This window comes from Gordonia sp. 34D (assembly GCF_056682775.1).
The window spans coordinates 3870578-3883592 of record NZ_CM155293.1 but is presented as its reverse complement, the minus strand read 5'-3'; the positions used below and the strand labels follow the sequence as shown (position 1 = coordinate 3883592).

Genomic DNA, 13015 nt, shown 5'->3' with positions numbered 1-13015 from the left:
AGTGCCTTCGCGGCACCGGAAGATTAGCTAAATCAGGGGGTGGAAGAAGTTACCGCGACCGGTTCTTACCAGGATGTCGTAACCGACGAGGATCAACCGGATCTGTCGTCCGACACCGCCACTGATCTCGACCTCGAGGACTGCCTAACGCTGGCCGTCGTCGAGGAGACATTGCGTCCGGCACCGCAGAGTTCCCCGACCGGCTCTGGCGACGAGGCTCCCGGCGGTACCGAACTCACGGTTCTCGTCGAGACAGAGATCAATCTGGATGGGCCGGACCTGGAGGTAGCCGTCCCGGACGGCGAAGCCGACAAGCCTGCAGACGCTGACCTCAACGCGGACCGCCCTGACAACGACTCGGACTCGACGGACGCTGAAGCTGATGCGATCATCGAATCCGCCGCAGCTTTCCCCACCATCTCCGCCGCAATTTCCCCAGAGGTGGCCAGGGCTCTCGTCGAGAAGGCGCACACCACCGGCGATCTCACCGACGACGACTCGTCGACCCTGAGATTGCGCCGGCCAAGCGGGAAGTTCCGCACGCTGTCCAACTGGTTGATCGCCGGACTCATGCTGACGATTTCCATCGGCTACGTCTGGTGGCTACTTGCCTCCGGGCCGCCGCTCGACTCGCGGATCTTCCGAGCGGTGTCGTGGGCTGCTGCGACGATCATCGTCCTGACCACCATCGTCGACGTCAGTCGGCTCGCGCTGGTCTCGATGCTCGCCATGTCGACGTCACTGGTGCGCTCCCCGATCCCTTCCCGGATCCAGCAGAATCTTCAGGTTGCCGTCTTCATTACTTTCGTTCCGCGATTGGAATCCCTTGAGGTGCTTGAACAGACCCTCATTGCGGCGAAGAAACTCAAATCAACGCCGGGCACCAAAGCCACCGACGACGACCGGCAACCACTGGTCGACATCTTTGTCCTCGACGAGGGCGACCCCGACGATCCCACTTCGGTGCAGGATCTCGTTGATCGACTCAACGCCGAGCAGGCAGGCAACACAATCCGGCGCATCAGTCGCCTCGGGATTAAGAAGTACAACCGCGGCGCCAAGTACGCCCCCAAGACCAAGCACGGCAACTTCAACGCCGCTTACGACGTCGTCAGCAATGATCCCGATCTTCCGAAGTACGACATTTTGGTTGGTCTTGACCCCGACCACGTGCCGCTGCCGGAACTGACAACCCGCCTCATCTGCTACTTCAACGATCCGGACATCGCCTACGTGTCTGCTCCGCAGGCATACGGCAACGCCGTCAACCGCACCGTGCCAAAGCTGGCCGAGTCGCAGCAATTCGTGTTCCACTCCCTCATCCAGTCTGCGGCCAACAGTTACGGCGGCCCAATGCTGGTCGGCACCAACTATGCGATCCGCACGGCGGTCTACGACCAGATCGGCGGTGCCCAACCGTCCATCACCGAAGACCTCGCCACCGGCCTCAAAGCACTCACGAAGCGGAACCCCGAGACCGGCAATGAATGGAAGGCCGTCTACACCCCCGACGTCCTGGCCCACGGTGAAGGCCCCGTCACCTGGGGTGACTACTTTAAGCAGCAAAACCGCTGGGCTACCGGCGCGATCCGGCATGCCATCGCTGGACCGTTCTTCTTGCAGATGATGCAGATGTGGCGCCACCCGCGTCGCGTCCTGCACTACCTGCTGCTGATGGCGTTCTATCCAGTCATGGGCCTCACCTGGGTTCTCGGGGCGATCAACTCCGGACTGTTCGCCTGGTACGGCGACAGTGGCACAGTCGTGAGCCCAGAACACTGGATCCTGTTCTACACCTGGACAATTGTCCTCCAAATCTTCTGCTTTATCTCGGCTCGCCGGTACAACGTCAGCCCCTTCGAAACCACCAACTCCTGGGGTGTCTTTGGCATGTTCATGAGTGTCGCCGCCGCACCGATTTACGCGGCGTCGATGGTTAAGTCGTTCCTCACCGCCAACCCCAAGTTCGATGTCACCCCAAAAGGCAAGAACAGCAAGAAAGATTCGCTGTTTACGTTCCGGCACAACATTTTCTGGGTTGTCGTATACCTGGTGATCGGGTACCTCATCTTTGACCGCGATCGAGTTGCCATCGAAACGTTGGCATGGCCGACGATCGCCGGTCTGCTCGCTGTCGCTCCCATCCTCATTTGGTTGGCGTCGCGCGTTGTGGCCTGGACACGCCGCACCCGAACTCGGAGTTCTTAGCCAATTACGAATAGCGCACACGAACTCTTGCGCTGAACCGCTACGCGAAAGGTCGGTTATGCCGTTCTTCAAGAAGGTTGCCAGTCGATGGTGGCGGTGGCTCATCACCGCTGTCGCAGTGCTGTCGGTTGCTGCTATTTCGGCACCACCCGCGACGACGCTCGTGCGCAACGTCCTGCATGAGCGTCTGATCAACTCAATTGACTACCTTGCCGAGAACGGCAAGTGGGACATCATCAATCTCGGCGACGACCAGGAAATCCAGGCCATCCACAGCACCGTCTTGCCAACGGGCAAGCTACTGCTGATTGCCGGCTCTGGTAACAACCGGCAGATGTTCGAGGCCGGCACTTTCAAGACCATCGTCTACGACCCCATCACCGGGTCGGTCAAGCAGGTTCACACGCCCGAAGACATGTTCTGCGGTGGCCACGCGCACCTTCAGCACGGCAACGTCTTGGTTGCGGGCGGAACCAAGGGCTACGAGAAGCTCAGCAAAAACGTCACCCACGCGGCCGGCGCGATGGTCGTGGTGAACGAAAACCCGGACCGGGGCTACACCATTCCGAAGGGAACGGTCTTCACCTCCACCAAGAACGGCAACAAGTACCGCTCGGATGCCGCGATCGTGCTACCTCCGGCTACCAAAGACCCGTGGACCTACGAAGTCACTCCGGTGGAGCGCAGGGTGTTCGTCAAGTCCGAAGTTGAGGGCGCCAAGGGCGTCATCATGACCAACCATTCGTTCGCCGTGAACATTGGCCTGGACTCCTACGACGCATCGAACGTTCACGCGTACGCACCCAAGCTCACAATGGAGAAGTACGAATACCAGGGCATCGACGATTCATTCGAGTTCAACCCGATCACCGAAGAGTACGAGCGCGTCGGCGACATGAAGTTCGCCCGCTGGTACCCGACCCTCACCACCCTGCCGAGCGGGAAGGTGATGGCGATCTCCGGCCTGGACAACGCGGGCACCATCCTCGACGGCGAGATCGAAACCTACGACCCCGCGACGCGTAGCTGGACCGAACGCCCCGAGATCAAGCGCTTCTTCCCCACCTACCCGGCGATCTTCTCCACGCTGCGGCCACTGGAAATGTTCTTTGCCGGTCCGAGCACCGGCTGGGGCCCAGCAACTAAGGCCCGCCAGCCCGGGTTCTGGAACCTGGACAACAACACCTTCCGCCCGGTTCCGGGTATCCGCGACCCTGAACTTCTTGAGACGGGTTCCGCTGCCTGGTTGGGCCCGGTAAATAAGCAGCGCATGGTGGTCGTGGGTGGCGGCGGGGTTGGCGACTCGCTTCGTACCACCGACCGCATCGACATTATCGATCTCAACGAGCCGAACCCGTCGTTCAAGCCGTTCGGGAGGCTCGAGGATCCCACGCGCTACCCGAATCTGGTTCCGCTGCCGAACGGTGAGCTTCTCATCACCCACGGTGCCAAGCGGTACCGGGGCATCGACAAGAGCGACACTCTCAAGGCGTACATCCTGTCGGAGAACGGCAAACTGCGGCGTATCGCTGACCCGCTCGTGGGCCGCAACTACCATTCGACAGCCAGCATGCTCGCGAACGGGCAGATCATCACCGCCGGTTCAGATCCACTGTTCTCCGACAACAAGAACTCCAAGCCCGGCAATTTTGAAAAGCGCCTGGAGATCTTCACCCCACCCGAGGTCTTCCGCGCGCAACGCGACGGTCTGGTGAAGCCGGCCGTCATCGACGGTCCAAAGCAGATGGCGCTCGGCACCCCTGGCACCTTCAAGCTCAAATCGAAGGCGGGCAACACCAAGATCACGTCGGTCCGGATGTTTGTCCCGGCATCGACCACCCACATCACCGACACGAATGTTCGCGCCGTTGATGTTCCGTTCACGCAGGATGGCGATAACTTCTCCATTGTGCTGCCCACTTCAACCGCACTGATGCCGAAGGGAAACTACATGCTGATCGTCAACGATGATCAGGGCCTATCGAGCGAGTCCCGATGGGTGTTGGTCAAGTGATTCGACGTCGCCTTTCTACGCTGGCTTTGACTATCGCCTGCGCGGCCCCCCTGGCATTGACCGCATGCGGCAGCGACGATCCGCGCCCGCCGAACCAACCGCCCCCGGGCAGGTTGGCACCGGTGGAAGCGGAGTACTCCCTGAAAACCACGCCGGTCTACTACGAGAACCTGCAGAAGGCTCTCGAGCAGTATCAGACGGCGTACGGGAATTACACGACCGAGGCCGCCGTCGAGGCAGTCAATGGCCTTCAGGAGCAGCCTGTCGCCGAGTGGGTTGTCGGCGACGGCGACGACGCCTCGATTGATCGAGCCTTGGAGGCGGCAAAGGGTACGGTTCCGGTGTTCGTGCTGTACCACATCCCGGACCGCGACCTTGAGCAATTCTCGGCTGGCGGTGCGGACACCGCAGCCGAGTATCAGAAGTGGGCCAGAGGGATCAGCAAGCGCATCGGTACGCGCAATTCGGTTGTGGTGATCGAGCCCGATGCGCTCGCCCACATTCCGGATATGCAAACCCCGGAGGAAGCCAGTCAGCGCGTTCGATTGTTGGCCCAGACGCTGAAACTGTTCGCCGAGAACAACCCCAATACCGCCGTCTACCTGGATGCGGGTAACAGCGGGTGGCGCACGGCCAATCAGACAGCAGACTTGCTAGGACGCGTGGAGCGCGCTGGCGCGGAGATTCCGGGCATCGCTCTCAATATCTCCAACTTCCGGACCACCGAGGAAACCCACAAGTATTCCGAGGCCATCTCGAAGGCCTTCGGCAGGCCGCTGTACACGCTGGTCGACGTCTCGCGAAATGGTGCGGCACCGCCTGATCGACAGTGGTGCAATCCCGGGTGGGCACTTATCGGCAAGACCACCGACAGGGTCTTCGACCCGCAGGAGCTCTTTGAAGATGTCTTCATTAAGCGCCCGGCCGAATCTGACGGCGTTTGCGGGGCCAGCACGCAGCCGGCGGGCCATTTCGACAACAACCTGATGTGGCTACAGCTGGGGCAGATGGACATTGCCGAGAAGCCCTAAGCAGTCGTAATCTCCCCTAGGCAGTCGTAACGTCATAGCCGACGAGAACCAACTCTCGTCAGCTATGAGCGTTTCAGGACGTGACTTGACCGCAACATTGCTGTTATTAAAGTTGCATATGATACCGATGTGGCTAATGAGACTGGTGTGACTTCAAGTTCCCGACGCCGATCCACTCGCGTGTGGACGATGGGCGTGACCGCAGCGTTGGCGGCAACGGCTCTCGTCGCGCCCGGCCCCGCCACTGCGCTCCCAATCCCCGCACTACCAATTCCCGCCCTGCCGCAGATACAACTGCCTTCCAACGGCAGCCTCGGCACCGTCGATGGCGGCGATAACGGCAGCGGCAACGGTAACGTTCCACCGGTCATCCCGGAAACGCCATCGACCACCCTCCCCTACCTCGTTGGCGCACGCGCCTCCTACACGGGGAACGTTGAACGCATGCTCGGTGCGACCGGTGACGCCAGCCTCAAGGCCCGGTTGCAGGACCTGCTCAAGACGCCGGTGGCCCAGTGGGTCGGCGGAGACGGCGTCCCCGAAGTCACCCGCCTCGTCGCCGAGGGCACCGCGAAGAGCTCGGTACCGGTCATCGCGCTGTACCACATCCCCGACCGCGACCTCGGCAGTCATTCTGGCGGCGGAGCCCCGAACGCTGCCGCTTACAAGCAGTGGATCGACCAAGTATCCGGCGCGATAGGCCCCGGGAAGGCCGTGATCATTCTTGAACCCGATGCGTTACCGCAAACCCCGGACCTGAGCGCAACCAAGCAGTCGGAGCGCATCGATCTGTTGGCCTACGCGCTCACCAAACTGGCGAGCAACACAGGCGTCACCACGTATCTCGACGCTGGCACGGCCGGCTGGCGTTCAGCGACTGCTACGTCAAATCTGATGAAGCAGATCGCGAACAAGGGCGCGAGCATCACGCACGTCTCCGCCAATGTCTCGAACTTCAAGAGCACAGCCGCCACCGAGACATACATCCGCGATATCGCGACAGCCTTCGGCAAACCACTCAAGGGCATGGTGGATACCTCACGCAACGGCGGCAACGTCACGAACGGTGAATGGTGCAACCCGGCGGCGCAACGGCTGGGCCAGCTCTCCGACGTCATCTTTACCCCGACGTCAGACATGGAGCAGGTCTTTGTGAAGACTCCGGGCGAGTCCGACGGCGTTTGCGGTGTCAGCCAAAAGACCGCGGGCGCCTTCGACGATGCCCTCCTCCTCTTGCAACTCGGTATCGCCGAAGCGCAAGCTCGCACGGCACCCAGCCCACGTCGGAACGCCGCAGCACCGCGATAGTACGGCGGCACCGCGATAGTACGGCGGTCTGTTCGCCCTACTCGCCGCGCCGGCTGCCCCAAGCTCGTTTCATCCAGCCGCGCTGCCGCGCGCGCGGGCCGTGCCATCCGAACCTCAGTGAAGCGATACGTGCCGCGACCACCAGTACCGCGCAGAGCGATCCCGCCCAGGCACTGTAAACGTCAAGGTGCAACAGCACAGCGGTGGCCGCGGCACCACCGAGCGCCGGAATCGCGTAGAGGTGCTCACCCGGCCGAAGCACTGCGGGCACCTGCCCGGAAAGCACATCGCGAATGATTCCGCCGCCTATGCCGGTGGTGATTCCCAGCATGGCTGCGCTCGGGGCCGCAAGCCCGAAGTCGTAGGCGACGACCGTGCCCGTGACCACGAAGCTGCCGAGGCCGACAGCGTCGGAGATCTCCAACGGCCACCGGGTGAGCCGTGTTGGCGGCTGCCAGAAGAAGATGACCAGGCCGGTGGCGACCGCGGCAGCCACCAGCCACGGATCGGCAAAGGCGGTCGGCGGCGTCTTCCCGATAATCACGTCGCGAATAATGCCGCCACCCAAGGCTGTCGCCGCAGCCAACAGCACAATGCCGACGATGTCGAGGTTGCGTCGCACCGAAAGCAGCGCTCCCGAAGCGGCGAACGCAACAATGCCGATCATCTCCCCCGCCCGATTCAGCGCCGAGGCCGCGTTATCCAGATTCGACGCCGCCAAGTGCACCGACGCAATCACCGACATCGATGTTCTCCTCTAGCGTTCGGTCCCAACAGTTCCTCGCTGACATTAGCTGAGGACCACCACGACGCTGCCGCCGATCCGGTGCGTCTCGTCGCGCCCGGCGCGCACTCCTGCAACACTGGGCAAATGAAAACCAAATGGTCTGACATGTCGACACCCGTCCGCGCCGGAATCATCGCAGTGGCCGCCGTCGATGCCGGCGTCCGAGTGTGGGCACTGCGAGATCTGCGCTCGCGCGACAAGAGTCAAGTGAACGGATCGAAGTTGCTGTGGTCGGCTGGGCTTTCCACAGTCAACTCTGCGGGCATTCTGCCAGCGCTGTACCTACTGCGTGGCCGCAAGGCTTCTGCCGCCGATGCCGAATAGGCAAGCGCAGGCGGACATAGCTTTGGCTATTCGGGTCCGCTGACCGTCACGACGTCGCCGCCTGCTTCCGCACGCTTGTACTTCTCGTTGGCAAAGTGCGCAAAAACGATGAGACTCAAGAACGCCGCGAACGTACACCAGATCGACGAGTACCCGGAAACATTCATGATCGCGGCGGCCGTCATCGCAATAAAGTTGCCGACGCCCATCGCGATAACGAACGGGAAACTGCTCATAGCCGGTGCGACGCAGGTCGCGAAAACATAGGGCACGGCGAGCAATGCGCTACTAAACGGAACGCCTAACTCGTAGTCGAGACTGTGGTCGACCACTGTCACACCAATCCCCGACTGCGTCGCCAGGTAGAGCATGTAGACACCGAGAAGGCCGCCAACGACCACCGGTGCCAGCAGCAGCCGACGACGTCGTGGGTCTTTCTCCATCAGCCACACCGACCAGGGGACGAGGACTGGGAGGACTGCCCAGGCAAACATCACCCACATGTGGACTCCCGGGCCGGATAGCGTTGCACCCTCTCGGTCGCCCAACTCCAGCCAGGTCCAGCCTTCGAGCGCCTGATGAATCCCGAAAAGCAGGGGAAGTGACGCGAACGGCAGTTGCCGCACATCACGAACCAGAGCCAGTGTTGCCACGCCCGCAGCCGTGATCACTCCGGCACCGACAAAACTGGCAGTCGCTGAGAAGCACATGGATCGAATCATTTCATGCGGATAGGTCCCAAACGCCCCAATCGGCCCGAAGCGCTCCTTCGCATCGCCAGTCCGCATCTCGCTGATCCAAACACAACGGTCCAAAAACAACGGTCCAAAACCAAAGGCCCAAAAACGAAGGCCCAAAAAAACAAAGACTCCGTCTCCCAGTGGGAGACGGAGCCTTCGTCAAAGTTTGCCTACCGGCGTGAAATCACCAGCTCGACTTCTGCACACCCGGCAGTTCGCCAGCGTGTGCCATCTCGCGGAAGCACACGCGGCAGAGGCCGAACTTGCGGTACACCGAATGCGGACGTCCGCAACGGTTGCAACGCGTGTAGCCCCGCACGGCGAACTTCGGCTTCTTGTTGGCCTTATTGACCAGAGCCTTCTTTGCCATCTCAGTTGTCCCTAATCTCAGTTCGTCGCTGCGTCGTTGCTCTTGAACGGGAAGCCCAGGGCACGCAGCAGCGCACGGCCTTCGTCGTCGGTGGTGGCCGTCGTGACGACGGTGATGTCCATACCGCGCGGGCGATCGATCGAGTCGATGTTGATCTCGTGGAACATCGACTGCTCGTTCAGACCGAACGTGTAGTTACCGTTGCCGTCGAACTGACGGTCGCTGAGGCCACGGAAGTCACGGATACGCGGGAGTGCGATCGACACGAGGCGATCGAGGAACTCCCACATGCGGTCGCCACGGAGGGTGACGCGTGCACCGATCGGCATGCCTTCGCGCAGCTTGAACTGTGCGATCGACTTGCGCGCGCGGCGGATTTCCGGAGCCTGACCGGTGATGAGCGCCAGGTCGGCGACTGCACCGTTGATCAGCTTGGCATCACGGGCGGCGTCGCCGACGCCCATGTTGACGACAACCTTGACAACGCCGGGGATCTGCATCACGTTGGCGTAGTTGAACTCTTCGTTCAGCTTGCCCTTGATTTCCTCGCGGTACTTAGCCTTGAGGCGCGGCTGGACCTTCTCAGAAGTGGTCATATCAGATGTCCTTCCCGGTCTTGCGGGAGATGCGGACATTCTTGCCGGTCTCCTCGTCGCGGCGGTACCCGACGCGGGTCGGGTTGCCGTCGGCGTCGACGATCATCACGTTCGACACGTGGATCGGAGCCTCTTGCGTAACGATGCCGCCCGAGGACGCACCGCGCTCGTTGGCCGAGGCGCTGGTGTGCTTCTTGATGCGGTTAACGCCTTCGACGAGGACGCGCTCGCGCTGCGGGTAGGCCTCGATGACCTTGCCCTTGGCACCCTTGTCCTTGCCAGCGACGACGATGACGGTGTCACCCTTATGGATCTTCATGGGTCAGATCACCTCCGGTGCGAGCGAAACGATCTTCATGAAACGCTTGTCACGCAGTTCGCGACCGACCGGTCCGAAGATGCGCGTACCGCGAGGGTCGCTCTCGTTCTTGAGGATGACGGCCGCGTTCTCATCAAACTTGATGTACGAACCGTCCGGACGACGGCGCTCCTTAACGGTGCGCACGATGACCGCCTTGACGATCTCGCCCTTCTTAACATTGCCACCCGGGATGGCGTCCTTGACGGTGGCGACAATAACGTCGCCCACGCCGGCGTAGCGCCGCGCCGAACCACCGAGCACACGGATGCAGAGGATTTCCTTTGCACCGGTGTTATCGGCGACGCGCACCCGCGATTCTTGCTGAATCACTGCGTAGTCTCCTTGACCTGGATACTGATGTCCGCCGGATTTCCGACCCGACGCACATGGTCTGTTACCGCCAAACAGGCGCCTGCCTGCAGTTTCTCCACACGAGTGGACATGCTGCAATGGGTTCGCCTGCCGACTTGCAGCGCACGCGCTGCAGGCAACCGCTCTAGTGTAGGCCAACCATGCCGGTCGTACCAAATCAGTTCGCTACTGTTTTAGCGTCTGGACCAGTACAAACGCCTCAGTTACGGCCGATTGCCGTGATCTGCGGCGGGCTCAGAAACCGATGGCACTGTGGCAAAGTCAATGCGACGTGCCTGTCCATCCTCGGCAATACCGATAGTCGCAAACCTGTCTCGTCGCTCCGGAAGCAGGCGGACAGTCACTTCGGCACCGGCTCGCGCGCCGACGAGGACACCGACCGCAGCGTCGCGAACCTTCGCGAGTTCGTCGGATTCGTCCGCCACGAGTTGCACCTCGCGATCGTCGAGCAAGGTGACCCGGACTCCACGGGATCGTGCGTCCCATGCGGCGTCGGCCAATTCGTTCATATCGAGTCCGGGCGCGCGAATACGGTCACGCAGTCCCGCTTCGACGAGCAGGCACACCGCGACTTGCTCGTCGGTGAGCCGTTGACCAGACGCAATGTATTCCAGCAGTGGCCGCACCTGCGCCTGCAATCGGTAGACGCGCGCATCGCGAACCTGACGAACGGCTTCGGTTTCCCGATCCCGCTCCCCCAGTCTGCGCAGCGCCGCAATTTGCTTGGCCCGAGGACGCGCCAGCATCGCGAATAAACTCGACATCGCAAGTACCCCGATGGTTCCCGGAACGAGCACCTGGGCAACTGATCCGAGTTCGGCCTCGCGGAACCACTCCGCGCCCACTACCAACCCGACGGCCAGGAACGCCCCCAACCAGGCCACACCGAGGCGTCCACGGACCGGCAGCAATCCGAAAGTCAACGCGGGGGCGGCACCGAGAGCGAGAATCGCAGCCCGGTAATCGAGGTCGCACGCCAAGACCGCCAGTCCGCTCGCCAAAGCACCACCAACTGCGGCTACCAGCGCATCCGCCAGCCTCATGGGGTCTTCGGGCGACCACAGGAGCAGAAACCACCCCAGTCCAAGTAGCGCGAAGCCCAACAAGTAGACAAAAGGCAGTTCCACGCCGCCGCTGGCAATGCCCAGAGACAAGAAGATCACCCACACGGCGCAGGCAATAACGACGGCAGCGCGGCCGCGCAGCCCAACAACTTCGCCGACGTCGATCCCCGCGGTCTCCTCGGTGAGGTTCACGAGACACCAACCCGGCGCGAAAGGTCACTCAACCAACGGAGGCTGACGGTCGTGCCCGCACCGGGACTACTGACAACAGCCGCCTCGCCCCCGGGGAGAACCCCGATCCGGTGACGAATACTCAAGGCCAGACCAAGTCGGTCTTCCGGCACCGCATCGGGATCGAAGCCAGTACCGTCATCGGCGATCACCACCTGCACCAGCGATCGACTGATACCCAAAAAGATGGCGGTCTGCGCATCGTCACCGGCATGCTCGGCACTGTTGCGGACGGCTTCAGCCGCAGCTTCCGCGAGGGCAGCCGCCACTTCGATCGGGCATGAAGTCGCGTCGTCGGCAACTTCCACCGTGACCGGTAGGTCACTGTCGAGTTCGGCGATCACCGCCCGCAGTCGTGCGACCACTTCCCTTCCGGGGATGTCGCTGAAGGCCGCCGGGTCGCCTCCAACCAGTCCCTCAAGTGCTGCCAGCGCACCCGCAGCTTGGGCAGTGACACGCGGGTCGTCACGGTCGGCACCGACGGCGTTGAATGTCGAGAGCACGTGATCGTGGATGAGGGCGTCCACGCGCGCCAGTTCAACATTGGCCACTCCGCGGGCAACTGCACGTTCAGTTTCGTCTCGCGATTCGTCAAGCTCGGACCCAATCTTCAAGACCCGGCGTGCGAGAAGCAGAAATACGGACGTGAAAGCGATCCCGAAGAATGCTTCTTCCACGGCTCCCCACACATCGGGATCGACGACATTGTTGACCGCGACTGCCGCACCGAGCAGTTTGCATGTGGCGAGGCTGAGGATTCCTTCCCACAGGGGACGAACGAGGATCACCGTCAGTCCCGCGAGGCCCGCGAAGTCCAGGATCCAGCTGGCCGGGGCGTCAGTTTGGCCGCGGCTGGCGACGAGCCAGAGCAGACCCGCCACGATCAGCCCGACGGGTGCCAAGATAGCCAGGGTGCCGACGGCACGGTGCCAAGGCTTGACCAGCGCCGATACCAGCATTGCAATGCCGAAGCCGAACGAGAGCACAGCCGCTACCGGCGGATACCAACCCGGCAGCAGATTGGCGGCTTCGTCGACCAACTGCGGAATCACGACGACCGCGTAAAGCACATAACCGAAGCCAATAAAACGGGCCAGCGCCAAAACGACCCGATCGCGCTCGCTAGCAGAGCGGCGATCGGGTCGGGAAAAGTGTCGGGCGGCCAGAATCCGTTGGTTACCGCCTCGGATTCCGGTCAGCGAGCGGGATTGTCTCGCGACAGTTCTAGTCACCACTCGTCAAGTGTGGTGTATCCGTCTTGCAAAGCGCGAGCCAGGAGGTGCGCTTTCGTCGGCGCGCCGCGGCCTACGGCGGTGTATTTGGCACGAATTCGCGAGATGTGAGTGCTGACAGTCGACTGAGAGATGAACAGGTTGGCCGCTGCATCTTCCTTCGACTCTGCGGCCATCCAAGCGAGCAGCACCTCAACTTCGCGCGTCGACAAGGACGGGCGGTTCGGTGCCGCAAGTCCCCGAAGCGGGGGAAGTGTCATGCTCGGACGCTGACGCCCGATGCGCGGCATCCGCACGTCCGCTACCGGAACGTCAATCTCAGCAATGCTCACCAGAATCTCCTCAGTACTTCCCCGACTGGCATTTGAAGTCACCCA

The 13015-nt window shown here is 61.9% G+C and carries 14 protein-coding genes; 5 read left to right on the top strand and 9 right to left on the bottom strand.

Going from position 1 to position 13015, the window contains the following annotated elements; all coding sequences use genetic code 11:
* Window positions 1–39: 39 nt before the first annotated feature.
* The 4 genes from AC1L34_RS18020 to AC1L34_RS18005 all read left to right on the top strand — a co-directional run bounded on the left by AC1L34_RS18020 (window position 40) and on the right by AC1L34_RS18005 (window position 6561).
* Complete coding sequence (locus tag AC1L34_RS18020) at window positions 40–2208, top strand: glycosyltransferase family 2 protein (RefSeq protein WP_480034985.1); 2169 nt, start codon at window positions 40–42, stop codon at window positions 2206–2208.
* Between the two features lie 58 nt (window positions 2209–2266).
* The gene (gene glxA, locus AC1L34_RS18015) at window positions 2267–4222 is read left to right on the top strand and encodes a radical copper oxidase GlxA (RefSeq protein WP_424323572.1); all 1956 of its coding nucleotides are present in this window, start codon (window positions 2267–2269) and stop codon (window positions 4220–4222) included.
* Entirely contained in the window at window positions 4204–5253 is a 1050-nt protein-coding gene (locus tag AC1L34_RS18010; protein ID WP_424294270.1) for a glycoside hydrolase family 6 protein, read from the top strand. Before glxA ends, AC1L34_RS18010 begins: the two co-directional genes overlap by 19 nt.
* 129 nt (window positions 5254–5382) lie before the next feature.
* Complete coding sequence (locus AC1L34_RS18005) at window positions 5383–6561, top strand: glycoside hydrolase family 6 protein (RefSeq protein WP_424294271.1); 1179 nt, start codon at window positions 5383–5385, stop codon at window positions 6559–6561.
* Between the two features lie 37 nt (window positions 6562–6598).
* Here AC1L34_RS18005 and AC1L34_RS18000 read toward each other — a convergent pair whose 3' ends face one another.
* The gene (locus AC1L34_RS18000; protein WP_424294272.1) at window positions 6599–7306 is read right to left on the bottom strand and encodes a trimeric intracellular cation channel family protein; all 708 of its coding nucleotides are present in this window, start codon (window positions 7304–7306) and stop codon (window positions 6599–6601) included.
* 126 nt (window positions 7307–7432) lie between these two features.
* Here AC1L34_RS18000 and AC1L34_RS17995 point away from each other — a divergent pair, with 126 nt between their 5' ends.
* Window positions 7433–7672, top strand: a complete 240-nt coding sequence (locus AC1L34_RS17995; RefSeq protein ID WP_424294273.1) for a hypothetical protein — start codon at window positions 7433–7435, stop codon at window positions 7670–7672.
* A 26-nt stretch (window positions 7673–7698) separates the two neighbouring features.
* On the opposite strand, the gene AC1L34_RS17990 is transcribed toward AC1L34_RS17995, so the two are convergent.
* The 8 genes from AC1L34_RS17990 to AC1L34_RS17955 all read right to left on the bottom strand — a co-directional run bounded on the left by AC1L34_RS17990 (window position 7699) and on the right by AC1L34_RS17955 (window position 12928).
* On the bottom strand, window positions 7699–8382 hold the full coding sequence (locus AC1L34_RS17990; protein ID WP_424294274.1) for a DUF6629 family protein: 684 nt from the start codon (window positions 8380–8382) through the stop codon (window positions 7699–7701).
* 214 nt (window positions 8383–8596) lie between these two features.
* Window positions 8597–8782 carry a type Z 30S ribosomal protein S14 gene (locus tag AC1L34_RS17985; RefSeq protein ID WP_424294275.1) on the bottom strand — a complete coding sequence of 62 codons (186 nt, stop codon included), beginning with the start codon at window positions 8780–8782 and terminating at the stop codon, window positions 8597–8599.
* A gap of 17 nt (window positions 8783–8799) precedes the next feature.
* The gene (gene rplE / locus AC1L34_RS17980) at window positions 8800–9378 is read right to left on the bottom strand and encodes a 50S ribosomal protein L5 (protein ID WP_424294276.1); all 579 of its coding nucleotides are present in this window, start codon (window positions 9376–9378) and stop codon (window positions 8800–8802) included.
* Window position 9379: 1 nt separating this feature from the next.
* Window positions 9380–9697 (bottom strand): 50S ribosomal protein L24, encoded by a 318-nt coding sequence (rplX, locus tag AC1L34_RS17975; protein WP_424294277.1) that lies wholly within the window; start codon window positions 9695–9697, stop codon window positions 9380–9382.
* Window positions 9698–9700: 3 nt separating this feature from the next.
* Window positions 9701–10069, bottom strand: coding sequence for a 50S ribosomal protein L14 (rplN, locus tag AC1L34_RS17970; protein ID WP_424294278.1), 369 nt, complete (start codon window positions 10067–10069; stop codon window positions 9701–9703).
* Window positions 10070–10314: 245 nt separating this feature from the next.
* Window positions 10315–11367 carry a hypothetical protein gene (locus tag AC1L34_RS17965; protein ID WP_424324592.1) on the bottom strand — a complete coding sequence of 351 codons (1053 nt, stop codon included), beginning with the start codon at window positions 11365–11367 and terminating at the stop codon, window positions 10315–10317.
* On the bottom strand, window positions 11364–12638 hold the full coding sequence (locus AC1L34_RS17960; protein ID WP_480034984.1) for an ATP-binding protein: 1275 nt from the start codon (window positions 12636–12638) through the stop codon (window positions 11364–11366). The genes AC1L34_RS17965 and AC1L34_RS17960 overlap by 4 nt, the downstream gene beginning before the upstream one ends.
* Window positions 12635–12928 carry a response regulator transcription factor gene (locus AC1L34_RS17955; protein ID WP_424294289.1) on the bottom strand — a complete coding sequence of 98 codons (294 nt, stop codon included), beginning with the start codon at window positions 12926–12928 and terminating at the stop codon, window positions 12635–12637. The genes AC1L34_RS17960 and AC1L34_RS17955 overlap by 4 nt, the downstream gene beginning before the upstream one ends.
* Between the last annotated feature and the right edge of the window lie 87 nt (window positions 12929–13015).

Excerpts from the sequence above, each read along its gene's own strand:
- glxA (WP_424323572.1), top strand. The coding sequence starts at position 2,267 with ATGCCGTTCTTCAAGAAGGTTGCCAGTCGATGGTGGCGGTGGCTCATC.
- AC1L34_RS18010 (WP_424294270.1), top strand. The coding sequence starts at position 4,204 with ATGGGTGTTGGTCAAGTGATTCGACGTCGCCTTTCTACGCTGGCTTTG.
- AC1L34_RS18000 (WP_424294272.1), bottom strand. The coding sequence starts at position 7,306 with ATGTCGGTGATTGCGTCGGTGCACTTGGCGGCGTCGAATCTGGATAAC.
- AC1L34_RS17995 (WP_424294273.1), top strand. The coding sequence starts at position 7,433 with ATGAAAACCAAATGGTCTGACATGTCGACACCCGTCCGCGCCGGAATC.
- AC1L34_RS17990 (WP_424294274.1), bottom strand. The coding sequence starts at position 8,382 with ATGTGCTTCTCAGCGACTGCCAGTTTTGTCGGTGCCGGAGTGATCACG.
- AC1L34_RS17985 (WP_424294275.1), bottom strand. The coding sequence starts at position 8,782 with ATGGCAAAGAAGGCTCTGGTCAATAAGGCCAACAAGAAGCCGAAGTTC.
- rplE (WP_424294276.1), bottom strand. The coding sequence starts at position 9,378 with ATGACCACTTCTGAGAAGGTCCAGCCGCGCCTCAAGGCTAAGTACCGC.
- rplX (WP_424294277.1), bottom strand. The coding sequence starts at position 9,697 with ATGAAGATCCATAAGGGTGACACCGTCATCGTCGTCGCTGGCAAGGAC.
- AC1L34_RS17955 (WP_424294289.1), bottom strand. The coding sequence starts at position 12,928 with ATGCCGCGCATCGGGCGTCAGCGTCCGAGCATGACACTTCCCCCGCTT.